Below are 22,414 nucleotides of genomic sequence, written 5' to 3'. Positions count from 1 at the left end.
GGGGCCTGCACCCAGCCAAAACTGTTGGACCATTGCACAGTCCCGCTCCAGCAATTCCAATCTCTTGCCGGAATACTTGCTCGCGCTCATCCACCCCTTCATCCGCCGTGCCATACTTGCCCCATCTTCCGCCAAAACGGATGTTCCGGGGCAACGGACCCCGGGGCGGCGGAAGACGGTGGCTTTCGTGGGATGCGCTTCCGTGGCGCAGGCCGCGGGAAGGTCACAGTGCGCAGCGCACAGGCGGGGCAACCCGCCCGGCAGGCAAGGCCGTCCGCACGGCAGTCCTGGCGCCGTCGCGCGTGCCGAGCGAGCCCGCCTGGTCAGAGCTGGCGGGAGACATCGCGAGACACGCGCATATGTCGGTCGGCGCGCCCGACAGGAGCGGAATGTTCAGGCGGTATTGAGGCCGGAGTTCATTTCGTCACGAGCGGCAGCGGCAGCGGAACGCCGCTGGTCAACCGCCAGGGTGGTGAGTTGCGTCGATCTGGAGTGCCTGGTGTCCGGAAGGCATCGGGTCCGACACCGGCGGGGCGTGGGCGACCATGCCAATTCCATCCCCGGTACTACCATTGCGGGCTGGTCCCGCGCGCCCCGCATTCCGTCTTGAGACAGGCGGACGCACTGGAAATGCGCAACCCGTCGATGGCCAAGCCATGCGCGACTTTTCGGCGTGGGCGGAAGCGTGGGTATTCCAACCTCCCCCTTCAGGGGTCCGCAGGACGGGCGAGACCGGTGGCTCGCCCAAGGAGAAGCGAGCGCAGAGAAGTTGATCCGGGTGGGGGTGCCGAGCGTTCCGTACTCCCCGAAGCTCGGCGGCCGATCGTTGCAAAATTGCACCGCATGGGAGAATACCCTCTGGACGCGCATGTGCGGCTGCATCGGTAGTTTACAACCAAACTATGCTGCCTCTATATGGAAGATATTGTAATCGCGTCAGATTTTGCTTGGTTGACGCCTTACTGCGCGATTGAGGGTTGCAGGCATTCTGCACATATTCAGGATTAAAGGGGTTTTCATGAGACACTATCTGCTCACTGCCTGCCTGGCGCTGGCTTCGACATCGGCCTTTGCTGCGGACATGATCGTCGCTGCGCCGGAGTCGGCGCCGATGCAAAGCCGCAGCGCCTGCTCGGGCCACATCGAGGCCTATCTCGGCGGCGCAAAGACCTCCGGGGACATCGTCGGTGACAGCACATTCCTGAGCTATGGCGGCACGGCGCGCGCCAACTGCAATTTCCACCAGCGCTGGAACGTGCAGGGTGACCTGTTCGCCGACGGTGCCGACGATGGTGACCAGAGCGTCTCCGGATACGGCGGCGCGGCGCATCTTTTCTGGCGCGATCCGTCCAGGTTTGCCGTCGGCATTTTCGGCACGATCGCCGATTCGGAGTTCCTCACGCGCGATGCCGGACTTTACTCCTTCGGCCCGGAAGTCCAGTTCTACCTGGGTAATCTCACCCTGTACGGCCAGGCCGAGTACGGCCAGCAGTCATTCGACGACCTGCCGCTCGATTTCGATTTCTGGGGCGTTCGCGGCGAAGTCCGCTATTTCGTCACCGAAAACCTTCGCCTCGACGCGGAACTCGGTTACCGCGACTATGAAGAGTTCCTGTTCCTGTCGCCGCCGAGCCTGCTCAGCGCCGCGCTGCAGGCGAACTACCGCTTCGACAACTCACCGGTCACGGTCTTCGGCCGCTACCAGTACGACCACAACGAAAACGATTTCCTCGAAACCGATTCGCACAAGTTCGTGGCCGGCCTGCGCATCAGCTTCGGTTCGGGCACGCTGCTTGAGGAAGACCGCTACGGCGCATCGATGAACACGTTCCGGACGAATTCGGTCGCATTCTGACCGCTGATACCTTCCATTGCGAAAGGCCGCGGGAAATCCTCGCGGCCTTTTGCGTTGCCGGAGTGCCTGGCAATCGGGCGCGAACGATGTTGCTTGGAAAAGCCCGCTAGTTTCCGCAGCAACACGTTGCGCCAAGCCGGCCCCACCGCTCCCTTGGTGGGAGAGGGAAATCCGGCGAACGCGCGCCACGCACCTCTCTCCCCCCTCGCGGGGGAGATGTCACCGAAGGTGACAGAGGGGGGTCGGTGCCGCAAAACCAGATGGTCCGGATGGGGCGGAGCCATGCCCCCTCTGTCGGCTGCGCCGACATCTCCCCCCTTGCGGGGGAGAATGGGCTCCGCGCCGGGCTGCGGCATCCCGCATGGCCGCTTGCCCCCCTCTCCCGTCGTCATCCCGGACTTGATCCGGGATCCAGCCACCGCGCGTCGGCGCGGTGAGAGACTCCTTCGCCGCACGGCCCAGCCTCAGCCACAAGGAGTCTTCCGGCTCGCAGACGCGAGCCTGCTGGATGCCGGATCGGGGTCCGGCAGGACGGGCATTGCGGGCGATTTTCTGCCGGGCACCACAGTCCAGTCACAGAGGCAAAAATGCCGAAAGCGCAGCACCCCACCTCTCCCTTGGTGGAAGAGGCTTCGGAGCGGTGGCCGAAGGCCGGAAATTGATGAAATCAATTTCAGCGAACGAAGGCCTGAGCGCGACTCAGCGCGAAGGCAGGAGCGGTCTCGGACCGTGAGGGCCAAGTCGCAGATCTGTCGGTGAGGGGGTCGGGCGGCGTGCCAAGAACACCCCCTCACCTGAAAAATCTAGCACTTGCCGCTTCGCGCCAAGCTGCTGATTTTTTCTTCCTCTCCCACAAGGGGAGAGGCGGAAATGCGGTGAGTGCGGCGCCACCTCCCACAAGGAGAGAGGGGATCTCAGCGTCCCACGCCGCTGTTTTGCAACTCGGCGAGAATGGCATGGCACACGCCGTCGACATTCTCCAACACCTCGTGGTTCCAGAACCGCAGCACCCGAAATCCCTTGACGACAAAGACTGCATCACGCCGCATGTCCCGGGCGCTGTCCGCATGCTGGTGGCCATCGACCTCGACAATCAGCCGCGCCTCGAAGCAGACGAAATCGAGGATATAGCGAGCCAGCGGCACTTGGCGGCGGAACTTGAAGCCTTCCAGCTGACGATCCCGCAGAGCCTGCCACAGAATTGCCTCCGGCCGAGTGGCATCCGCGCGCATGGCGCGGGCCCGGCTGCGGTGGATCGGTGGCGGGTTGTGGCGCATCTCTTTCTCCCGCCAGCCAGAATAGCAGCCAATTTATCGGCGGCAATATTTTGGGGGATGATCGAGTGGGAAAGCACATCCCCCTCACTTGCAATTTCTAGCGCTCGGCTCCTCTAAGACGCTGAGATCGCGTCCTCTGCCGCAAGGCGAGAGAGAGATGCGGAGGGCGCCGCACCCACCTCTCCCTTGGTGGGAGAGGATACAAAATCGCGGTCTTGGACCGCAGGGCCAAGTCGCAGATTTTGTTGGTGAGGGGGTCCAAGTGTTGGAAAACAAAAATCCCCTCACCTGCAATTTCTAGCGCTTAGCTTCGCTAAGACACTGAAATTGCTTCCTCTCCCGCAAGGGGAGAGGAAAAAACAACAAAAATCCACCCCATCCCGTCCACCCCCATTATCCCCGTGCGATACTCGACCCACCTTCCGTCAATCGGATGTTCCGGGGCTACGGACCCCGGGATCGGCGAGAGGCGGTGGATTCCGGGTGGCGTGCTTCCGTGGCGCGCCGGGTCCGGAAAGGTCAAGCGACCAGCACCTACACCCCGGGGCGACCCGGAGCAGGCAAGGCCGTCCGCAACGGCAGTCCTGGCGCCGTCGCGCGTGGTAAGCGAGCCCGGCTGGTGACAGCAGCCGGGGGCCCTCGCGAGGCACACGCATTTGGCAGGCGGCGCGCCCGAAAGGGGCGGAGCGTTCAGGCGGTATTGAGGCCGGAGTTCACTTCGTCACGAGCGGCAACGGCAGCGGACACGCCGTTGGTCAAAACCGCCAGGGCCACAGCTGAAGCGCGGATCTGGAGCAGCCCCTTGCCCGGAAGGCATCGGGTCCGACACCGGCGGGGCGTGGGCGACCATGCCAATTCCATCCCCGGTATCCCATTGCGGGCTGGTCCCGCGCGCCCCGCATTCCGTCTGGAAACAGGCGGAGGCACGGAAATGCCCCATACCGTCGGTGACGAGAGTCACGCGCGGCTTTTCAACGTGGGCGGAGAGCGATGCGGGCACAATGTCAATCTCCCCCTCGGCGGGGGAGACCTCGGAAGGGTTGCTGCAGGCCAGAAATCGATGAAGTCGATTTCAGTGAACGAAGGCCCCATCGCGACGCCGCGCGAGGGCACCAGGTGTCTCAGCGGAAGCAGAGCGGTGGAAATCGCGAGAGAGGGGGTAAGCCACGGCCCGCATAGGGAAGCCGGGCATTTCGCCGCCTCCTCCCCGAAGCACTCGGCCATGGCGAAATTGTCTTCCGCGACCTTCCGGATGCATGAATGGATTTGTCCAGACCCCGTCAGATCCCGGCGTACCAGTCGTAGCCTGATGAATCCTCCCAGAAGCCGCCCTTGCCAAGGCCGATACTTGCGAGATCGGCCGCAGCCTCGATGCGCATGACATATTTGGCGTGCTTGTAGCCGAGCTGGCGCTCGACCCTGAGCCGGATCGGCGCGCCGTGGCCGACGGAGAGAACCTCGTCGTTCATGCCATAGGCGATGATCGTCTGCGGGTGGTAGCCGTCGACCAGGTCGATGCTCTCATAATATTTGGTGCCGAGCCCGAATGTGTCCGCGCAGTGAAACACCAGATAGCGCGCTTGCGGCTTGAGGCCCACCTCGCCGAGCAGCAGTGCCAGCGGCACGCCGGTCCATTTGCCGATGGCGCTCCAGCCCTCGACGCAGTCATGGCGGGTGATCTGGCTGCGCGCCGGCATGTTGCGCAATTCCGCCAGCGAATAGGATTTCGGCGTGCTGACCAGCCCGTCGACCTGCAATTGCCAATTGGCGAAATTCTCCGACGCCATGCGCTGATAGTCGGCGGAGTCGGGCATGGTGTTGCCGTTGGTGCGGAACACCGGCGACATTTCCGAGGCCGAATATTCCGGCGCCAGCGCGTCACTGCCGATCAGCCGGTGCACCCGGTAGGACAGCCAGTTGCCGGATGAGAGAACCATCTCCTCGAATTTCGGCGACGAGCCGAGCGGATCACAGCCCGATAGCATGAGCGAGGAACCGCCGAGACCCAGTCCGGTGATCAGCTTGCGGCGGGTGAGAAGTGTCGACATCAGCTCTTCTCCTTGGGCAGGCGGTAGCGTCCGGTGATCATCGAACGGATTTCATTGAACGGACCGGCCAGCAGCACCATCAGCAGGTGCACGAGGATGAAGGCCACCAGGCCTGCGGCCAGAATGAAATGGATCGAGCGCGCCGACTGGCGGCCTCCGAAAATGTCGAGAAGGAACGGGAAGATCGCATCCATCGACGGCGACATGGTCAGCCCTGTCAGCACCATGCCCGGAATCAATATGCCGAGCACCAGCAGATAGGCGCCTTTCTGCAGGATATTGTAGTGCCTGGCCGCCTCGCCGGTGGGGAATTTCAGCATCGCATGGTGCTTGATGTCGCCCCAGATGTGGCCGGGCTTGAGCTCTCCGCGCGAAGGCAGCAGATCGCGCCGGACATGGCCGTTGACCAGGCTCCAGACGCCATAGGCGAGAATGCCGCCGGCAAACAGCCAGGCGAAGGTCAGGTGCCAGCGCCGCGACAGCGCCAGATTGTAATCGGACGGGATCGTCGCCCAGGCCGGAAAGGCCACCGGGTTGTTGCGACCATCCGCCCGCTTCGACAGGCCGAGAATGCCGGTGGTGACAATGGTGATGTCGCCGACGCGCAGATAGCCCTGCGGCCCTTCGGGCGTGTTGCGGCCGTTGATTTCCAGCCAGGCATGATCCGGGTTGGCGCCGAACTGGCCCCAGTAGAGCCTCGGATGGGCGTTGAAGATCATCAGCCCGCTCATCAGCATGATGAGAAGCACGACCGCATTGGTCCAGTGCCAGACCCGCGTCGAGAGCCGATGGCGTTTGACGAGATCGCCGCCCGCAGGACGGCGGGAAAGATCTTCAGCTGTTGTCTGGTTTGCCGTCATGCTGTCCGTTCCACTGGCCGGTTGCGTGATACGGAGCGGCGGCCGGCGCGGCGCCTGTCCGGGCCATGGCCTCAACTCCAGAGGCCCGGAGTGTCGCCGATCCCGGCGATGAAGTCGCTACACTTCTGCGGGATCGCCCGCGCACGACCGATAGCGCGAGCGTGAACGAACGTGAGGGCCTGAGATCCTGGCGGCGTCAGTTGACGGCGGCCGAAGCGCTGGCGGCGGTGTAGCGGAAGGTGTCCATCTCGTATTCGATGCGACCGAGTTCGCCTTCGAGGCGACCGATATCGCGGTTCCAATCGCGGATGTCGCGCCTGTTGTCGCGCATCAGCCGCTCGGCCTCGCGCGCTTCGATCTTGCCTTCCCGGATCAGGCCCTCGGTCGAGCGGTTGGAGTCCTCGGCGGAGCGGATGCGGCTTTCGAGGCCGGATATCTCGGATTTCTTCTCATTGTAGCGCCGCCCCAGATCGTAGCCCGAGCGGAATCCTGCGTCGAGTTCGGGCGGACAGACATTGGCATAGCTGCGGCCGGCCTGGCCCTGCTCGAGGCCATTGAGCGGCGTGCAGTAGCGCGGAAGACCCTGCTGATATCCCTGGTACCAGGTGGACTGGTCCGCGGCGACGCCCGCCTTCTGGCAGGACTTGGCATGCTGGGCGAAGCGCTGCTGCGGCGCGTAGCCGGCCGCGCCGTCCTGCTCGCCGATCACGCGCCAGTCGGCAACAGCGCATTCCTCCTTCGACATTGTCTGGCATGAGGCGGCGAAGGCCGCCAGAATCAACACAGCAACCAGCCAAATTCCACGCATCTCACAGCCCCCGACGAAATTGAAGGAAGCTTACAACAGGACTATGAGCAAGACAAACGCCGGAAGACTGCGTGACGGGTCGAAATACACATGAATTCCGGAGCCTATAGGTCGACGTTGCTATTTCTTGCGCGTCATGAAGGCCTGGAAGGCCTGCATCGCTTCGGCGGACTTCAGCCGGCTCGCAAACAGCTTGGTCTCTTCGGCAATGCGGGCAAGCCGCTCCTCGGGGTCGCCCTTGATCAGGCGGCGGGCGATCGCCAGCGCCTCGGGAGGCTTGGCGGCCAGCCCCTCCGCGGCGGCCAGTACCGCCGCCTCCAGCATGTCGGCCTCGACCACCTGGTAGATCAGGCCGGCGGCACAGGCGTCGCCGGCGGAGATCGGCACGCCGGCGGCGAGCATGGCAAAGGCGCGCTGATGGCCGATGGCCAGCGGCACCATCAGGCTGGAGCCGAATTCCGGGACCAGGCCGAGATCGACAAAGGGTGTGTGAAAGCGGGTGGCCGGCGTTGCAAAGGTCAGGTCGCAATGCAGCTGGATGGTGGCGCCGATGCCCACCGCGATGCCATCGACGCCGGAGATCACCGGCTTGGCGGTGGTGGCCAGCGCCTGCATGAAGTCCCAGACCTCGGTGCCGGCGGCCGCCCCCATGGCCACTGCCATGAAGTCCTGCAGGTCGTTGCCGGAGGTAAACGCGCCCGGCGTGCCGAGAAGCACGTGAACGCGAACCGTCGGATCGGCCTCGCCTTCGGCGATGGCAGCCGCCATAGCAGCGTACATGGCGCGGGTGATGGCGTTTTTCTTGTCGGGCCGGTTGAAGCGGATGACCTGGATCCGGCGCTCGGCCTCGCCCTGGTGCTCAACGAGAATATGGTCGGTCATGGCGTCCTCCGGACTGCGATTGGTCGAATGGGTCAGCGCGCTGTTGCCTCCACCGCTCAGGTCAGAGCGGCGGCGGCAGCCTCGAGGCTTTCGGCGCCGGCAGTGACGGTGGACGAAAGTCCGGCGGTTTCTGGCAGCAGATTGGCGGCGGCAAAGCGGATCAGAGCGGCGCGCCCCTCGCCGCCATCCTCTCCCATCCCGGCCATCGCGCCGCGGGCCAGCAATGCGCCGCTGGCCGTGAGGCCGAAGAGCCGGAGATAGGGTGTGGCGCCGGCCAGCGCCTCGCCCTGGCGGCCGGAGCGGACGGCGTCGAGCATGAAGCTGGTGGCGGTCCGCAGATCGTCAATGGCGCGATCGAGCCGGTCGGCGACACCGGCCAGTTCGGGACTGTTGGACGCGCGCACCGCGTCGGCATCGGCCTGGTAGTCGGCGATCAGCGCGCAAACCGTAGCACCGTCGGACAGCGGCAGCTTGCGCATCACCAGATCGATGGCCTGGATGCCGTTGGTGCCCTCATAGATCGGGGCGATGCGGGCGTCGCGCAGCAGCTGCGCTGCGCCGGTCTCCTCGATGAAGCCCATGCCGCCATGCACCTGGACGCCGAGCGAGGCGACGTCGACGCCGGCATCGGTGGAAAACGCCTTGGCGATCGGGGTGATCAGGCTGGCGCGCTCCATCCATTTGCGCGACTTGTCGCCCTCCGTGACGTGCGCCATGTCGAGCGCCTGGGCGCAGGTGTAGCAGATGGCGCGCGAGCCCTGGGTGAGCGACTTCATCGTCAACAGCATGCGGCGGACATCGGGATGGCCGATGATCGGGCTCATGCCGTCGCCCTTGAAGCCGGGCGCCCTGCCCTGGGTGCGCTCGTTGGCATAGGCCAGCGCCTTCTGGTAGGCGGCCTCGGCGATGGATACGCCCTGGATGCCGACATGGAGGCGTGCGTTGTTCATCATCGTGAACATGCAGGCGAGACCGCGGTTCTCCTCGCCGATCAACCAGCCGATGGCGCCGGGTTCATCGCCGAACTTGCCGTCGCCGAAGATCATCGTGCAGGTGGGCGAGCCATGGATGCCCAGCTTGTGCTCGAGCCCGGAGCAGAACGCATCGTTGCGGGCGCCGAGCTCGCCGTCGTCACCGACCAGGAATTTCGGCACCAGGAAGAGCGAGATGCCGCGGGTTCCCGCCGGCGCGTCGGGCAGTCGGGCAAGCACCAGGTGGACGATGTTGTCGGTGAAGTCGTGCTCGCCATAGGTGATGTAGATCTTCTGGCCGAAGATGCGGTAGCTGCCGTCCCCGGCGCGCTCGGCGCGCGCCTTGAGCGCGTTTAGATCGGAGCCGGCCTGCGGCTCGGTCAGGTTCATCGTCCCCATCCACTCGCCGGTGACGAGCTTCTCGAGATATTTCGCCTTGAGCTCGTCGGTCGCGTGCTTGTCGATGGCCTCGATCGCGCCCATCGTCAGGAGCGGCCCCAGGGCAAAGGCGAAGGCGGCGGAATTCCACATTTCGACCGCTGCCACCGACATCAGCATCGGCAGCCCCTGGCCGCCGAACGCCTCCGGCCCGGTGAGACCGTTCCAGCCGCCGTCGATCCAGCGGCGGTAAAGCTCCTTCCAGCCCGGCGGCGTGGTGACCGCGCCGTCGGCGAGTTTCGCACCATTCTTGTCGCCGATGGCGTTGAGCGGAGCGATCTCGTCGCCTGCAAATTTTCCAGCCTCGGCCAGGATGGCGTCGACAAGGTCCTCGCCGAGATCGGGGAACCGTCCGTCGCCGATGGCGGATTTCAGGCCTGCCACATGCATGAGCGTATGGGTGATCTCGTCAACGGGTGCGCGGTACATCTGGTCTCCTCCACGGGCAGAACTGTGCGAAGCGGATGCGGCGGACAGCCGTCCGCATCCAGTCCGCTGTCTGCCCATCGCTAGGTGATTTTGACGTGCACGTCAATTTGCCCGCCGCGGGAAATGCCACGGCGGGACAGAGCAGGACCGGCAGGCCACGAGGCTCAGGGGTTGTAGATCTTCCAGTCGCCTGCCGTGCCGGTGGGCAGGGCAGTCGAGTACAGCGACACCTTGTTGCCACCGCCCTTCATAGAGGCGGTCAGCGCCTGCTCGGCGAATTCCATCAATTCCCCGGCATTGGTTGCGACGGTCGTCATCACCACGCCGATCGACAGTGTCGCCAGACCGACGCTCGCTCCGTTTTTCGGGCTGATCAATTGCTTGGCGCCGACGGCGGCGCGCAGCTGATCCACCAGGCGGATGACTTCCTGGTCGTCGGATGTGTTGAAGAGAAAGGCAAAGCGGTTGCCATCCAGCCGGGCCATGAAATCCGCCGATGCGTGTCCTGCCTGAATCAGGTTTCCCACCTGACGGATGAAGTGGTCGCCCATCTTCGAATCAGCGGGCCCGCCGAGCTGGCGGAAATTGTCGATGTCGGCATAGGCCAGCCCGCACATCATCGGCAGGGCGGCATTGGTATAGATGCGCGCAACCGCCTTGTTGAAGGCCCGGCGGTTGGCAAGCCCGGTCAGCGGGTCGAGAAACTTCGCCATTTCGGTGTTTTCGAGTTCCGACTTGACCTGCTCCAGCTCCGCGGACTGCTCTTCGACTCCGGCGGCAAGGATGGCGTTGGCACTGGCCTGGGAGCGGGTCGCCCTCGACAGTTCGGTGATGGAACGGCTCAGGGCCTCGCGATCGATTTCGCCATTGGCCTTGAAGCTTCGCGACGTCTCGTCGATGATCTTGCCGTAACTTGTCAGCGAGGATTTTTCCTGCTTGAGCAGGTTCTGGAAGCTGCTCATCTGCTGGCGCATGCGCTCGTTGGTGCGGGCCAGCAGGCTCTCCTCATGGTGATGCGGCAGGTATTTCTTGCCGAGTTCATCCAGGGCGCGCTGGGACTTGACCTTGCCGATGGCGACAAATTCCCGGGCCAGTTCAGGATTGTTGCCGCCATAGGCCTCATAGACCAGTTCATAATTCCGCGGCAGCCCGTCGATACCGAGCTGGTACATCGCCGTTGCCACGCGAAGTGCGACTGATGATGAAGGGGCGGCTGATTTGTTCATACCCTGGGCCGATCGCTGGATTGCTACCTTCGATCTCTAGGTCCAAGCATTTAGCAACTTCCTAACATTCGCCCCCGCTTTCTAGCCATCCATTGGGATTTTCTTATTGAGCAGACTGGTTGATCAGCCGATTGATCTGAATTATCGGCCGACCTCCCCCGGCCAGAGCCGAGAAAGGTTCCTTTTGCGCGCCGAATGTTCTAGACGCGGGATCGCGGAAAAGGACCACAGAAAATGGCGCAGATCCTCACCATAGACAGCAGCACCGGCCGGGCGCTGGGCCGGGCGGTCGAGGCGCTCGCCCGCGGCGAGCCGATCGGGCTGCCGACCGAGACCGTCTACGGCCTGGCCGCCGACGCGACCAATGCCGAGGCCATCACCCGGATCTACGAGACCAAGGACCGCCCCCGCTTCAATCCGTTGATATCGCACATGTCCGGCCTCGACATGGCCAGGCGCCATGCGGTTTTCAATCCGCTGGCCGAACGACTTGCAAACGCCTTCTGGCCCGGCGCGCTGACCCTGGTGCTGCCGCTCGCGCCCGACAGCGACATCCATGCGCTGGCGACCGCCGGGCTGCCGAGCGTCGCGGTGCGGGTGCCGACCGGATTTGCCGCGGATGTGATCGCGGCCTTCGGAAAGCCGCTGGCCGCCCCCAGCGCCAACCGCTCCGGCAGGATCAGCCCGACCACGGCGCAGCACGTGGCGGATGATATCGGTGACCGCATCGGGCTCATTCTCGATGCAGGCCCCTGCGCGGTGGGCGTCGAATCGACCATTGTCGAGGTGACGGATTCGGGGTTGCGCCTGCTGCGTCCCGGCGGGGTCACCGCCGAGGCGATCGAAGCCGAAACCGGCCTCAGGCTGAGCCGGCAGCACTCGGATCCGGGTCAGCCGCTGGTGGCCCCGGGAATGATGGCGTCGCATTACGCACCGGCAGCGCAAGTGCGCCTGGACGCCGAGCGGGTCTGGCCGGGCGAGGTTGCGCTGACATTCGCTGCCCGGCCGATGGCCGGCCTTGAGGACGCCCGCCTTGTCCTCGACCTCAGTCCCGCGGGCGATCTGCGCGAAGCCGCCGCCAACCTGTTCGACTATCTCAAGCGCGCCGACAGCAGCGGGGCGGAGATCATTGCCGTGGCGTCGATTCCCGGCGCCGGGCTCGGCGAGGCCATCAATGACAGGCTGAGACGGGCCGCGGCGCCCCGCCCGGCAACCCACGCCCGGTAGCGCGCCGACGCTGCACTCGACAGCCTGGGTGCCGGAGGCTAATTCTCTGCCATGACGCATATCGATTCCGCTCTCCTCGCCCGCTTCGCCGCCATCGTCGGTGACCGCAACGCGCTCACCCGAGCCGACGACATTGCACCGCATCTCGTCGAGTTGCGGGGTCTCTACAAGGGCGAGAGTCCGCTCGTGCTCCGCCCCGCCAATGCCGGGGAAGTCTCGGCGATCCTGAAGCTCGCCAGCGAGACCGGAACCGCGATCGTGCCGCAGGGCGGCAACACGGGGCTGACCGGCGGCCAGACGCCAAGGGCCGGACGCTCGGAGATTGTCGTGTCGCTCACGCGACTCAACCGCATCCGTGATGTCGATTGCATCGGCAACACCATGGTGGTGGAGGCCGGCGTGGTGCTGCAGCGGGCGCAGCAGGCGGCGCGCGACGCCGGACGGCTGTTTCCGCTGTCGCTCGGATCGGAAGGCTCGTGCCAGATCGGCGGAAACCTGTCATCGAATGCCGGCGGCACCGCGGTGCTGGCCTATGGCAATTCGCGCCAGCTCTGCCTCGGGCTCGAGGTGGTGCTGCCCACGGGCGAAATCTGGGACGGGCTGCGCCGGCTCAAGAAAGACAACACCGGCTATGACCTGCGCGACCTTTTCATCGGCGCGGAAGGCACGCTCGGCATCATCACCGCGGCCGTTCTGAAACTGTTCGCCATCCCCAAGGGCCACGAGACCATCTTTGTCGGTGTCGACAGCCCCGAGGCCGCGCTGGAACTGTTCGGCATCGCGCAGGACCTCTGCGGGTCGTCGCTGACCGGCTTCGAGCTGATCCCGCGCATCGGCATCGAATTCACCGCCCGCCATATCGAGGGCGTGCGCGACCCGATGGCCGCAGCGCATCCCTGGTATGCCCTCGTCGACATTTCCTCGGGGCAATCGGCAGAAGCCGCCCGGACGCTGATGGAGGAGCTGTTCATCGCCGCCGACGCGCGCGGGCTGGTGCGGGACGCCGTGGCCGGCGAGACCGAGGCGCAGCGGCAGTCCTTCTGGACGCTGCGTGAATCGATGTCCTGGGCGCAGAAGCCCGAGGGCGGGTCGATCAAGCACGATGTCTCGGTCCCGGTGGCCAGGGTACCCGCCTTTCTGGCCGAAGCCGATGCGGCCGTGCTCAAGGCCATCCCCGGTGCCCGCATCGTCGCCTTCGGCCACATGGGCGACGGCAACATCCACTACAACATCTCCCAACCGCTGGGAGCCGACACAAAGGCGTTTCTCGCCCGCTGGTCCGAGATCAACCGGATCGTCCACGACATTGTGCTGAAAGGGAACGGCTCGATTTCCGCCGAGCACGGCATCGGCCAGCTCAAGCGCGACGAACTGGCACAGATCCGCCAGCCGATCGAGATCGATCTCATGCACCGGGTCAAGCGCGCCTTTGATCCCGCAGGGATTCTCAATCCCGGCAAGGTGTTAACCGAAAATTGATGCGTGGCATTGGGGGCATCCCGGTTGCATTTCGCTAACCATTCGACACGTGGAGGTTTTCTTAACCGAGAAATTTAAGCCGACGGGAACTGCCGTTTTGTAATCTCCGGGCATCAGAGAGCGAGAAAACGCTCCGCAATGCGAGGTCCGCCATGTCGGCTCTCAAGGGATTACGGAAGGCGAGAAAATGAGCAACACCGTCACCAAGCCCATCTGGGCCGGTTTCGAACTACGACTGGACCCCGGACATTTCCCGCAGCGGATCTGCTATGCGGGCCGCGATGAACCAGGCGAGATTTCCGTCACGCTGGACAGCCGCGGCGCAGTGATGAAGAAGGTGCTCAACAGGTCCGGCCTGCCGCTCTCCATCGCCCTGCCAGCCCGCGCCTTTGTCGGCGTCGCTGCCCGCGCCATCGATCACGGCGACAGCACCGTCACCGTGACGCTGGAACTGCATCACCGGGATCCGGCGCTCAGCGTGCCGCTGCTGGTGGCCCACAATCTCGATGACATCGCCGCCGACTGGCGCAGCTGGTCGGAACTCTACGGCATCCCGATGCTGATGGTGGAAGCCGATGGCGTTGCCCGGCCGCTCGACACCGCGATGATGGAACGCGCGCCGGCCCCGCGTCGCCGCCATGCCCATGTGGCCAATCGCCGGCCGCGCTTCCTGGTGCGCCGCCAGCCGGGCCGCCTCGGCATCCGGTTGAAGATCGAAGGCCGCGAGATCATCGCCCGACGCTAATGCAAGTCGCCCGAAAGTGTGCAGCGGTTTCGGGATCACGACATGCATCATCACAAAGAGCTAAAGCGTATCGCGTGAATCTAAATTCATGCGATGCGCTTTAGGGCATTTCAAGGCAAAATGATTTTCAATCCCCTGCGGTCTATTGAAGAGCAGAAGCGCTCTGGAACCACCACGTCTTCTGACAGGCGAAACGACCGGAGCGTCCCGCTCCGGCCATTGCCGTGTCAAACCCGTCGACGCGACTCCCCTGCCCGGCCCTCGGCGAGAAAATCGCGGCTGAAGGCCAGGATGATGTCGAGGAGCAGCGAACGGTCACCGTTCGGCATGCGATGCTCGATGGCCGCCCGCGAAGTCTCGAACAGCAACCTGTCGGTCTCACGGTGCCGATCGAGACGCTTGAAGCCCATGCTCCAGTCTCCGAAGGCGCGGCCGGGCGCGCCATGGTCGACGAGAACCATGATGTTGCGGTGGCGGGAGTCGTTGCGAATGCGCTTGAGCGTGGCTTCGAGCGCCGGCTCCTCGCCCTCCAGGATCTGGATGAAGGAGCCGTCTGCCCACAGAAGCATGCCTGTGATGCCGTCCCGCTCGTTGTTGCGCCGAGACGAGGCGAGAATCGCGTCAAGATCAGCGTCCGAAATCTCCGGGGTCGCGCCACTTACATAAAGAACCTGTTTCATCGCCTGTCCTCGCTCGTTGTTCCTGAGGTGCAGGCGAGCAGGGCAAGACTCGGCGCTCACTGTCTCCCGAACCTCGCCATACAACCCGCAACTTCGCATCTGGTTGCATCCGCCTTCTCCCCAGCGTCCTGCATATGGCGAAGGCAGGTCGTGATGTCCTCAGGCGGCTGTTCCCGTACGGGAGGTGGATCCCAGCACATCACGATCAAGCGCCAGGATCATATTGAGCAGCATGCCGCCATCGGGTGTGGAAATGCGCCGGGCAAGGGCCGAATGACTGGATCGGAAGACGCGGTCATCGTCGGCCTTGACCGGATCAAGGCGCTTGAAACCCATGCTCCAGTCGCTGAACGCGCGCTTCTCCGTCTCCTGCTCGATGACGACGATCAGGTTGGTGTGGCGCGTGTCCCGCCGGATCGCGGCGAGCGTGCGGTGGACGGGATCGGTCTCGCCCTCGAGGATCTGAACGAAGGCGCCCTCTGCCCACAACAGCACACCGGTGATGGCTTCGCGTTCGTTGTTGGCGCGTGACGTTTCCAGGATCTGGGCGAAATCGGCGTCGGCCATCGCGCGCGCGGCGACGCTGACATAGAGCAGTTGAATCATTCAGTCCGTCTTCCATGCTGGCTTGGTCAGAATGAGGATATTGCCCTCATCATAAGGTGAGAATGTGGTCCTGGCCCGCAGAAAGTCACATCGCCACCAGCGCCAGCGAGACCATCAGCCCGATGAACAGCACCAGCCCGACATGGCTGTTGGCCTTGAACAGCGCCAGACAGGCGTCGGCGTCATTGATGTCGAGCCTTCGGATCTGCCCGGCAAGCATCAAGGCAGCGAGCAGAAGACCGACCCAGGCAGGCCAAATCACGCCTGCCTGGTGAAATGCGAGCCCGGCCATGACCACGAAGAGGGCATAGAGCCCGCGCAGCCAGCGGGCGGTGTTGTCGCCGAAAAGCCGCGCGGTGGAACGGACGCCGACCAGCGCATCGTCCTCCTTGTCCTGGTGGGCGTAGATGGTGTCGTAACCGATGGTCCAGAGAATCGCCGCCCCGTAGAGCAGGACCGGCGCCCAGGAGAGCATGCCGAACGCAGCCGCCCACCCCATCAGCGCGCCCCAGGAGAAGGCAAGCCCAAGGAAGAATTGCGGCCAGCTGGTGAAGCGCTTGGCGAAGGGATAGATCGCCACCACACCCAACGAGGCGATGCCGAGAAGGATGGTAAAACCGTTGAACTGCAGAAGCACGACAAGCCCGACCAGCGCCTGCAGCACCAGGAACAGCGCCGCCGCCCTCCTGCTGATGCGCCCAGAGGGCAGCGGCCGCGAGCGGGTGCGGGCGACCATGGCGTCGATGCGATAGTCGACCAGATCGTTCCAGGTGCAGCCCGCGCCGCGCATGGCGATGGCGCCGACGGCAAACAGCAGCAGATGCCAGAGCGTCTGGGCCGGCGACCAGAGGCCGGCGGCGGCGGCGGCATTGGCGGCCATGGCCGCCGACCACCAGCACGGCCACATCAGCAACTGCCAGCCGATCGGCCGATCCCAGCGCGCCAGTTGTGCATGCGGCCACAGCGCCGGCGGCAGGAGGCGATAGACCCAGTTCCGCGACGGGGCATCGGCAACGCGGCCTGACAGGCCGGCGGGATCGGTTTGGGGTGCGCTCATTGCTCCTAGTTGGCAGCGGGCGCGGGCGAGGTCAAGCATGGGGTGGACGGCAGTGATTGCAGCGATGCCGAAAGCAAGGTGGTCTTTTTGCCGGACAAAGCCGAACGGCCAGATCCTTGCGGATCTGGCCGTGGTTTCCGGGAGGCTTGGGGCATGACCTCCCGAAAGGGAAGACGTCAGTTGGCGCTGGTGCGCTGCCAGGGCTGGCAATAGCGCTCGAGGTTGGCCTTGACGTCGAAATAGTAGCAATCCTGGATGTAGGAGATGCGGCCGCCGATGCGCACCTTCTTGACGGTGCAGCCGCAGCCTTCGCCGAGTGCCACGACCTTCTTCATTGTCGGCCGGCAAAGCGCCCCGGGGACGCAATTGCTGGGATCGCCGCGGCCGCCATCGGTCGAGCTTGGCCCTTTGTCACCGCGGCTGCCGCCATTGGGGCCGCCGGCAGCATTCTGCGCGGATGCGGTGGACACGATGGCCGAAGCGGCCAGGACTGCGAGGGTGGAAGCGATAAGCAGGTTTTTCATGTTGATCTCCATCGGTGTTGATTGGCTCTGGGCCGTTGTTCGATGAAATGACCCTAGGCCGTGACCGACCCTGCCGCTGTGCGATCCCGCACAGGGCGATCTGCACCAGAACCGGCGGCACCCGAGCGCTGGCCCAGGCGGAATCTGGCAGCAACTGCCAGCCCACGAAAACTGCCGGCCGCCGACCGTCTAAACGCAGGAGCGGCCAGACTCTCGCGAGTCTGGCCGCAGCGTTCAGGCGGTATGGGGCTTTAACCGCCCGAACGGGGATCAGTTGGAGGCCTGACGCTCCCAAGGCTGGCAGTAGCGCTCCAGGTTGGCCTGGACGTCGAAATAGTAGCAATCCTGGATGTAGGAGATGCGACCACCGATGCGCACCTTCTTGATTGTGCAGCCGCAGCCTTCGCCCCGCACGATCTTCTTCGGCTGCGGGCGGCGCGGCTGGTCGCAAACATGGGTGAGGCATCCGACATCGCCGCCGTGACCGCCACCGGTCGAGCTCGGACCATCGTTGCCGCGGCCATTGGGGCCGCCGGCCTGCTGGGCGGATGCGGTTGAGACGATGGCGGTGAGGGCCAGGGTTGCGAAGGCGGATGCGATCAGGAACTTCTTCATTTTAATCTCCATCGGTTGGGTGTTGTCTTGACCGTTCGGTCGCTGCATTCGATGGATTGAAACTACCGCCGCCTCCCCGATGACGCTGTGCGATGGCGCACAGGACGGAGGCAGCCAATTCCGTTGCGATCCGGCCGGCGCGCTTCGGCCGGCCGGCAGGTCGGGTGGCGGACCGGGCCGACGGCTGCCGCGCTTGACTGGGCTCGGATGACTCCTTAACCCCTGCCAGTAATTGGACGGCGTGCGGACTCGGCACGGGATTGCCCTGATCCCGACCTGCGCGACAGCGGAGAGTGATCCTGATGATGAATGTGCTGCTGATCGGATCGGGCGGACGCGAGCATGCGCTGGCCTGGAAACTGGCCGCCTCGCCGATGCTCGGAACCCTGTTCGCCGCTCCCGGCAATCCCGGCATCGCCGAGCACGCCACGCTGGTGGTGATCGACATTGCCGATCATCAGGCCGTGGTCAATTTCTGCAATCTCAATGCCATCGCGCTGGTGGTGGTCGGCCCCGAGGGACCGCTGGTCGACGGGCTCGCCGATTCGCTTGCCGCGGCGGGAATCAAGGTGTTCGGTCCGAGCCGCAAGGCGGCGCAGCTCGAGGGCTCGAAAGGCTTCACCAAGGATCTTTGCGCGCGCTACGACATCCCGACAGCCGCCTATGGCCGCTTCAACAACGCGCCCAAGGCGAAGGCCTATGTGCGGGCGCAGGGCGCGCCGATCGTCATAAAGGCCGACGGACTGGCCGCCGGCAAGGGCGTCACCGTGGCGATGACGCTGGACGAGGCGCTCGGCGCCATCGACGACTGCTTCGAAGGCGCTTTTGGGGCGGCCGGCGCCGAGGTGGTGGTGGAGGAATTCCTCACCGGCGAGGAAGCGAGCTTCTTCGTGCTGTGCGACGGAAAGACCGCGCTGCCGCTGACCACCGCGCAGGACCACAAGCGCGTTGGCGACGGCGACACCGGCCCGAACACCGGCGGCATGGGCGCCTATTCACCCGCACCGGTGATGACGCCGGAGCTGATCGCGCGGACCATGACGGAGATCATCGAGCCGACCATGCGCGGCATGGCGGAGATGGGCGCGCCGTTCTCGGGCATCCTCTATGCCGGGCTGATGATCGGCCCGGACGGCCCGAAGCTGATCGAGTACAATGTCCGCTTCGGCGATCCGGAATGCCAGGTGATGATGATGCGGCTCAGGGACGACATTCTCGTCCTGCTGATGGCGGCGGCCGACGGTGGGCTGGCCAACCTGTCGGTGCGCTGGCGCGACGAGGCGGCGCTGTCCGTGGTGATGGCGGCGGAGAATTATCCCGGCCCGCCGCGCAAGGGCACCGAGATCCGCGGCCTGGAGGCGGCAGCCGAAACCGGCGCAAAGGTGTTTCATGCCGGCACAGCGCTGCGCGAGGGCAAGCTGGTCGCCGATGGCGGCAGGGTGCTCAACGTCACCGCGCTGGGCGCCAGGGTCGGCGATGCGCAGGCGCTTGCCTATAGGGCAGTGGCAGCGATTGACTGGCCGGGGGGCTTCTGCCGCAGCGACATCGGCTGGCAGGCGGTGGCGCGCGAGTCCGCAAGTGGTCGCTAAATTTTTACCATTCTCCTGAACCGGACCGTAACCTGGACTTGCTAGTCTCTCCCCATGAACCACCGGAAGTCCGGGGCATCAGGGGAGTATGACAGCATGCGCAGGATCATCTTCACGGCAGCGATGACAGTCGCAGCCGGCGCCGCGCAGGCCGCATCCGTGGACTTTTTCGCGCCGACAGCCAGCACCCGTTCGAGCATTGTCGTCATCGGTTGCCCGGCCTGCGTCAAGGCTGAGGAAAAAGCCGAAGAGGAGAAGCGTTCGCCGGCGCTCGCGCCGGGTTCGCAGACCGTGGAACTTCGCATCGTCGACGGCAAGCCAATGGTCTACCGCACCGAAAACTGGCTCGGCGGCAGCGCCGTCACCTGGGTCAGCAAGGGCACGCCTCTGGAACTGCAGGCATATGGATTCGAACCGGAAGCCGGTGCAGACACAGCCGCCGCACCGCTCGACGACATCCACCAGGATGACCCGGCCAAGGCGGTCGCCGAGATTCCGGCCGAGCCGAAAGCCGACATGGCCGGCACGCCTGCCGCCGACCAAGACATGGCCGCCTCGAAGATGATCGACCGCTCCGCAACCACATCGGCGATCACCGCCGACGCCGCGGCCGGCACGCCGAAACCGTTCGATGCCTCGAAAATGGAACTGCGGTTGAACTGACAACCGCCCGCCTCAAGGGAAAGTCCCCCAGGGCGCAAGGCCGGCATTTTCCTCCAGGAATGCCGGCCTTTTGCTGTCTCGCTCAGCCGTTTATGCGGGAGAAGTCGGCAACGGTCGACGTGGCAGCGCGGATGAGTGCGACCAGCGCCAGGCGGTTGGCGCGCACGGCGGTGTCTTCAGCGTTGACGAGCACGTCCTCAAAGAATGAATCAACGGGTTCACGCAACGTCGCAAGTTCCGACATGGCGGCGGAATAATCCTGCTTTTCAATGGCTTGCGCCGCCGCGTCGGCAACCTGATTCACATACTTGAAGAGGGTTTTTTCGGCTTCTCCCTCAAACAGCGCCTCGGAAACGACGGGCGCGATGGTCGTGCCCTTCTTCTCCTCGGCGGCGAGGATGTTGGCCGCACGCCTGGCGCCGGCGAGCAGGTTCCTGCCGTCTTCGGTGTCGAGGAAGGCGCCGAGCGCCTCCACCCGGCGGACGATCTGCAGCAGGTCGTCAGCCTCGGGCGTGATCACCGCATCGATGAGATCGTGCCGCGCGCCCTGATCCTTGAGATAGACTTTCAGGCGGTCGTGGAAGAAGGAGAGGAGGTCGGCGAGGACTGATGCATGGCTGATCTCGCCCTTCTTTTGACCAACGCCAGTCAACGCACTTCCGGCCAAGGACGATAGCCCAAGGTTGACGCCATTCTCCACCACGATCCGGATCACGCCCAGCGCCGCACGACGCAGCGCGTAGGGGTCCTTGGAGCCGGTGGGCTTTTCGTCGATGGCCCAGAAGCCGACCAACGTATCGAGCTTGTCGGCGAGTGCGACGGCAATCGCCATCGGATCGGTGGGCACGGAATCGGACGGGCCCTGCGGCTTGTAGTGCTCCTCGGCGGCCAGCGCGACAGACGGATGCTCACCCTGCAGCGTCGCATAGGTGCGGCCCATGGCGCCCTGCAGCTCCGGGAACTCGCCGACGATCTCGGTGGTCAGGTCCGCCTTGGCCAGCAGCGCGGCGCGGGTGGCAAGGGCCGGTTCGGCGCCTACCACCGGCGCCAGTTCGGCGGCCAGTTTTGCGATGCGTTGCACGCGTTCACCCTGCGTGCCGAGCTTGGCGTGGAAGGTGACGCCGAGATGATCGAGGCGGGCCATGCGCTGGTCGAGCGGCTTCGACAGATCGAGGCCGAACTTGTCCGCCGAGGCCTGAAGCTGGCCGACATCGGGCAGGTCCTTCTGGTCGGTGGTCCAGAAATAGAGCGCGTCCGACAGCCGGGCGCGGACCACCTTGGCGTTGCCGCGAGCGATCTCGACGCCGCCGTCGCTGGCCTCGATGTTGGCGACGAGCACGAACCTGTTGGACAGGCCGCCCTCGGGCTTGCGCAGCACGAAGCATTTCTGGTTGGTCTTGATGGTGAGCCGGATGACCTCGTCGGGGATCTCGAGATAGGCTTCCTCGAACTCGCCGGTCAGCGTCACCGGCCATTCGACCAGGCCCGAGACCTCTTCCAGCAGGCCCTCGTCCTCGACCAGTTCGAGGCCGGCGGCAAAGGCGAGGTTCTCAGCGTCGGCGAGGATGATCTGCTTGCGGCGCTCGCCGTCGAGCACGACATGGGCGCGTTCAAGGCTGGTCACATAGTCATCAAACCGGCGCACCTTGATGGCGTCGGGCGCATGGAAGCGGTGGCCGTAGGTGATGTTGGAGGCGGTAATGCCGTCGACCTCGAAGGGGATGATCATCGGCTCCTCGGTCTCGGGACCGAAGGTGCAGATGATCGACTGCAGCGGGCGCACCCAGCGCATCGAGCCGGGCCTGGCCGAGGCCTTGCCCCAGCGCATCGATTTCGGCCACGGAAAGCCGCGGATGATACCGGGCATCACGTCGGTGACGATGTCTTCCGCCGCCCTGCCCGGCTTCGAGATGTGAGCGACGTAGAAATCGCCCTTCTTCGGGTCGCTGTGGACATGGGCCCCGGAGATGTCATCAAGGCCGGCCTTGCGCAGAAAGCCCTGGATTGCCTGCTCGGGCGCCTTGGTCGACGGGCCCTTGATCTCTTCCCTGAGGTCGGCGGAGCGCGGCGTCAGACCGCGGATGTCGAGCGTCAGCCGCCGCGGCGTCCAGTATTCGCGCGCAGCCTCATAGGTCAGCCCCGCCTCAACCAGCGCGTTGGTGACGAGTTTCCTGAGATCGCCCGCCGCCTTGCGCTGCATACGGGCCGGAATCTCTTCAGAGCGGAGTTCAAGCAGAAGATCGGGCATCAGTTTGTCTCCACCGGCATCGAGGTCCGCATGCGGTTTTTGTCCTTGCGTGTCCTCGCGGTTGCGCCGCTGCGGGCACGCGGGCGGGCCGGAATCTCTTCAGAGCGGAGTTCAAGCAGAAGATCGGGCATCAGGTCTCACGCGGTCAATGGTTTGGTGTGCGCGACTTAGCAAGGGCCAAGCCAAA

The 22,414-nt window shown here is 64.7% G+C and carries 19 protein-coding genes; 6 read left to right on the top strand and 13 right to left on the bottom strand.

The window, feature by feature from the left end; translation table 11 throughout:
- Positions 1-1,018 precede the first annotated feature (1,018 nt).
- Positions 1,019-1,855, top strand: a complete 837-nt coding sequence (locus DFR52_RS08940) for an outer membrane beta-barrel protein (protein ID WP_110031588.1) — start codon at positions 1,019-1,021, stop codon at positions 1,853-1,855.
- 914 nt (positions 1,856-2,769) lie between these two features.
- On the opposite strand, the gene DFR52_RS08935 is transcribed toward DFR52_RS08940, so the two are convergent.
- The 7 genes from DFR52_RS08935 to DFR52_RS08905 form a co-directional block, all read right to left on the bottom strand.
- Entirely contained in the window at positions 2,770-3,132 is a 363-nt protein-coding gene (locus tag DFR52_RS08935; protein WP_110031587.1) for an endonuclease domain-containing protein, read from the bottom strand.
- 1,280 nt (positions 3,133-4,412) lie between these two features.
- A complete protein-coding gene (locus tag DFR52_RS08930) occupies positions 4,413-5,180 on the bottom strand; it encodes a molybdopterin-binding protein (RefSeq protein ID WP_110031586.1) in 768 nt (255 codons plus the stop codon).
- Positions 5,180-6,040 carry a cytochrome b/b6 domain-containing protein gene (locus tag DFR52_RS08925; protein ID WP_110031585.1) on the bottom strand — a complete coding sequence of 287 codons (861 nt, stop codon included), beginning with the start codon at positions 6,038-6,040 and terminating at the stop codon, positions 5,180-5,182. Before DFR52_RS08925 ends, DFR52_RS08930 begins: the two co-directional genes overlap by 1 nt.
- A gap of 196 nt (positions 6,041-6,236) precedes the next feature.
- Complete coding sequence (locus DFR52_RS08920; protein ID WP_110031584.1) at positions 6,237-6,848, bottom strand: DUF2799 domain-containing protein; 612 nt, start codon at positions 6,846-6,848, stop codon at positions 6,237-6,239.
- 120 nt (positions 6,849-6,968) lie between these two features.
- Positions 6,969-7,730: a crotonase/enoyl-CoA hydratase family protein gene (locus DFR52_RS08915; protein ID WP_110031583.1), complete on the bottom strand. Its 762-nt coding sequence runs from the start codon at positions 7,728-7,730 to the stop codon at positions 6,969-6,971.
- A gap of 56 nt (positions 7,731-7,786) precedes the next feature.
- A complete protein-coding gene (locus DFR52_RS08910) occupies positions 7,787-9,568 on the bottom strand; it encodes an acyl-CoA dehydrogenase family protein (protein WP_110031582.1) in 1,782 nt (593 codons plus the stop codon).
- A 164-nt stretch (positions 9,569-9,732) separates the two neighbouring features.
- On the bottom strand, positions 9,733-10,740 hold the full coding sequence (locus DFR52_RS08905) for a GGDEF domain-containing protein (RefSeq protein WP_158284911.1): 1,008 nt from the start codon (positions 10,738-10,740) through the stop codon (positions 9,733-9,735).
- Positions 10,741-11,028: 288 nt separating this feature from the next.
- Between DFR52_RS08905 and DFR52_RS08900 the strand changes: the two genes are divergently transcribed.
- The 3 genes from DFR52_RS08900 to DFR52_RS08890 all read left to right on the top strand — a co-directional run bounded on the left by DFR52_RS08900 (position 11,029) and on the right by DFR52_RS08890 (position 14,245).
- Positions 11,029-12,021 carry an L-threonylcarbamoyladenylate synthase gene (locus DFR52_RS08900; protein ID WP_110031580.1) on the top strand — a complete coding sequence of 331 codons (993 nt, stop codon included), beginning with the start codon at positions 11,029-11,031 and terminating at the stop codon, positions 12,019-12,021.
- A gap of 51 nt (positions 12,022-12,072) precedes the next feature.
- Positions 12,073-13,500: an FAD-binding oxidoreductase gene (locus DFR52_RS08895; protein ID WP_110031579.1), complete on the top strand. Its 1,428-nt coding sequence runs from the start codon at positions 12,073-12,075 to the stop codon at positions 13,498-13,500.
- Positions 13,501-13,687: 187 nt separating this feature from the next.
- Positions 13,688-14,245 carry a DUF6101 family protein gene (locus tag DFR52_RS08890; RefSeq protein ID WP_110031578.1) on the top strand — a complete coding sequence of 186 codons (558 nt, stop codon included), beginning with the start codon at positions 13,688-13,690 and terminating at the stop codon, positions 14,243-14,245.
- A gap of 227 nt (positions 14,246-14,472) precedes the next feature.
- On the opposite strand, the gene DFR52_RS08885 is transcribed toward DFR52_RS08890, so the two are convergent.
- The 5 genes from DFR52_RS08885 to DFR52_RS08865 form a co-directional block, all read right to left on the bottom strand.
- On the bottom strand, positions 14,473-14,925 hold the full coding sequence (locus tag DFR52_RS08885) for a BLUF domain-containing protein (protein ID WP_158284910.1): 453 nt from the start codon (positions 14,923-14,925) through the stop codon (positions 14,473-14,475).
- A 159-nt stretch (positions 14,926-15,084) separates the two neighbouring features.
- A complete protein-coding gene (locus tag DFR52_RS08880; protein ID WP_110031576.1) occupies positions 15,085-15,531 on the bottom strand; it encodes a BLUF domain-containing protein in 447 nt (148 codons plus the stop codon).
- Positions 15,532-15,616: 85 nt separating this feature from the next.
- On the bottom strand, positions 15,617-16,588 hold the full coding sequence (ubiA, locus tag DFR52_RS08875; protein ID WP_110031575.1) for a 4-hydroxybenzoate octaprenyltransferase: 972 nt from the start codon (positions 16,586-16,588) through the stop codon (positions 15,617-15,619).
- A gap of 176 nt (positions 16,589-16,764) precedes the next feature.
- Positions 16,765-17,112: a hypothetical protein gene (locus tag DFR52_RS08870; protein WP_146215567.1), complete on the bottom strand. Its 348-nt coding sequence runs from the start codon at positions 17,110-17,112 to the stop codon at positions 16,765-16,767.
- Positions 17,113-17,382: 270 nt separating this feature from the next.
- A complete protein-coding gene (locus DFR52_RS08865; RefSeq protein WP_110031573.1) occupies positions 17,383-17,727 on the bottom strand; it encodes a hypothetical protein in 345 nt (114 codons plus the stop codon).
- A 305-nt stretch (positions 17,728-18,032) separates the two neighbouring features.
- Here DFR52_RS08865 and purD point away from each other — a divergent pair, with 305 nt between their 5' ends.
- Together purD and DFR52_RS08855 are read left to right on the top strand one after the other, a co-directional pair.
- Positions 18,033-19,316, top strand: a complete 1,284-nt coding sequence (gene purD / locus DFR52_RS08860; RefSeq protein ID WP_110032038.1) for a phosphoribosylamine--glycine ligase — start codon at positions 18,033-18,035, stop codon at positions 19,314-19,316.
- A gap of 96 nt (positions 19,317-19,412) precedes the next feature.
- Positions 19,413-19,979 carry a plant virulence effector HPE1-like domain-containing protein gene (locus DFR52_RS08855; RefSeq protein WP_110031572.1) on the top strand — a complete coding sequence of 189 codons (567 nt, stop codon included), beginning with the start codon at positions 19,413-19,415 and terminating at the stop codon, positions 19,977-19,979.
- 82 nt (positions 19,980-20,061) lie between these two features.
- Here the strand turns inward: DFR52_RS08855 and glyS are convergent, their stop codons facing one another.
- Positions 20,062-22,227, bottom strand: a complete 2,166-nt coding sequence (gene glyS / locus DFR52_RS08850) for a glycine--tRNA ligase subunit beta (RefSeq protein WP_110031571.1) — start codon at positions 22,225-22,227, stop codon at positions 20,062-20,064.
- Positions 22,228-22,414: the final 187 nt, after the last annotated feature.

The organism is Hoeflea marina (genome assembly GCF_003182275.1).
GTDB lineage: Bacteria > Pseudomonadota > Alphaproteobacteria > Rhizobiales > Rhizobiaceae > Hoeflea > Hoeflea marina.
This window is presented reverse-complemented; position numbering and strand designations above follow the sequence as displayed.

What these genes read in the sequence shown, in the direction of transcription:
- DFR52_RS08940 (WP_110031588.1), top strand. Translation starts at nt 1,019, where the DNA reads ATGAGACACTATCTGCTCACTGCCTGCCTGGCGCTGGCTTCGACATCG.
- DFR52_RS08935 (WP_110031587.1), bottom strand. Translation starts at nt 3,132, where the DNA reads ATGCGCCACAACCCGCCACCGATCCACCGCAGCCGGGCCCGCGCCATG.
- DFR52_RS08930 (WP_110031586.1), bottom strand. Translation starts at nt 5,180, where the DNA reads ATGTCGACACTTCTCACCCGCCGCAAGCTGATCACCGGACTGGGTCTC.
- DFR52_RS08925 (WP_110031585.1), bottom strand. Translation starts at nt 6,040, where the DNA reads ATGACGGCAAACCAGACAACAGCTGAAGATCTTTCCCGCCGTCCTGCG.
- DFR52_RS08920 (WP_110031584.1), bottom strand. Translation starts at nt 6,848, where the DNA reads ATGCGTGGAATTTGGCTGGTTGCTGTGTTGATTCTGGCGGCCTTCGCC.
- DFR52_RS08915 (WP_110031583.1), bottom strand. Translation starts at nt 7,730, where the DNA reads ATGACCGACCATATTCTCGTTGAGCACCAGGGCGAGGCCGAGCGCCGG.
- DFR52_RS08910 (WP_110031582.1), bottom strand. Translation starts at nt 9,568, where the DNA reads ATGTACCGCGCACCCGTTGACGAGATCACCCATACGCTCATGCATGTG.
- DFR52_RS08905 (WP_158284911.1), bottom strand. Translation starts at nt 10,740, where the DNA reads ATGTACCAGCTCGGTATCGACGGGCTGCCGCGGAATTATGAACTGGTC.
- DFR52_RS08900 (WP_110031580.1), top strand. Translation starts at nt 11,029, where the DNA reads ATGGCGCAGATCCTCACCATAGACAGCAGCACCGGCCGGGCGCTGGGC.
- DFR52_RS08895 (WP_110031579.1), top strand. Translation starts at nt 12,073, where the DNA reads ATGACGCATATCGATTCCGCTCTCCTCGCCCGCTTCGCCGCCATCGTC.
- DFR52_RS08890 (WP_110031578.1), top strand. Translation starts at nt 13,688, where the DNA reads ATGAGCAACACCGTCACCAAGCCCATCTGGGCCGGTTTCGAACTACGA.
- DFR52_RS08885 (WP_158284910.1), bottom strand. Translation starts at nt 14,925, where the DNA reads ATGAAACAGGTTCTTTATGTAAGTGGCGCGACCCCGGAGATTTCGGAC.
- DFR52_RS08880 (WP_110031576.1), bottom strand. Translation starts at nt 15,531, where the DNA reads ATGATTCAACTGCTCTATGTCAGCGTCGCCGCGCGCGCGATGGCCGAC.
- ubiA (WP_110031575.1), bottom strand. Translation starts at nt 16,588, where the DNA reads ATGAGCGCACCCCAAACCGATCCCGCCGGCCTGTCAGGCCGCGTTGCC.
- DFR52_RS08870 (WP_146215567.1), bottom strand. Translation starts at nt 17,112, where the DNA reads ATGAAAAACCTGCTTATCGCTTCCACCCTCGCAGTCCTGGCCGCTTCG.
- DFR52_RS08865 (WP_110031573.1), bottom strand. Translation starts at nt 17,727, where the DNA reads ATGAAGAAGTTCCTGATCGCATCCGCCTTCGCAACCCTGGCCCTCACC.
- purD (WP_110032038.1), top strand. Translation starts at nt 18,033, where the DNA reads ATGAATGTGCTGCTGATCGGATCGGGCGGACGCGAGCATGCGCTGGCC.
- DFR52_RS08855 (WP_110031572.1), top strand. Translation starts at nt 19,413, where the DNA reads ATGCGCAGGATCATCTTCACGGCAGCGATGACAGTCGCAGCCGGCGCC.
- glyS (WP_110031571.1), bottom strand. Translation starts at nt 22,227, where the DNA reads ATGCCCGATCTTCTGCTTGAACTCCGCTCTGAAGAGATTCCGGCCCGT.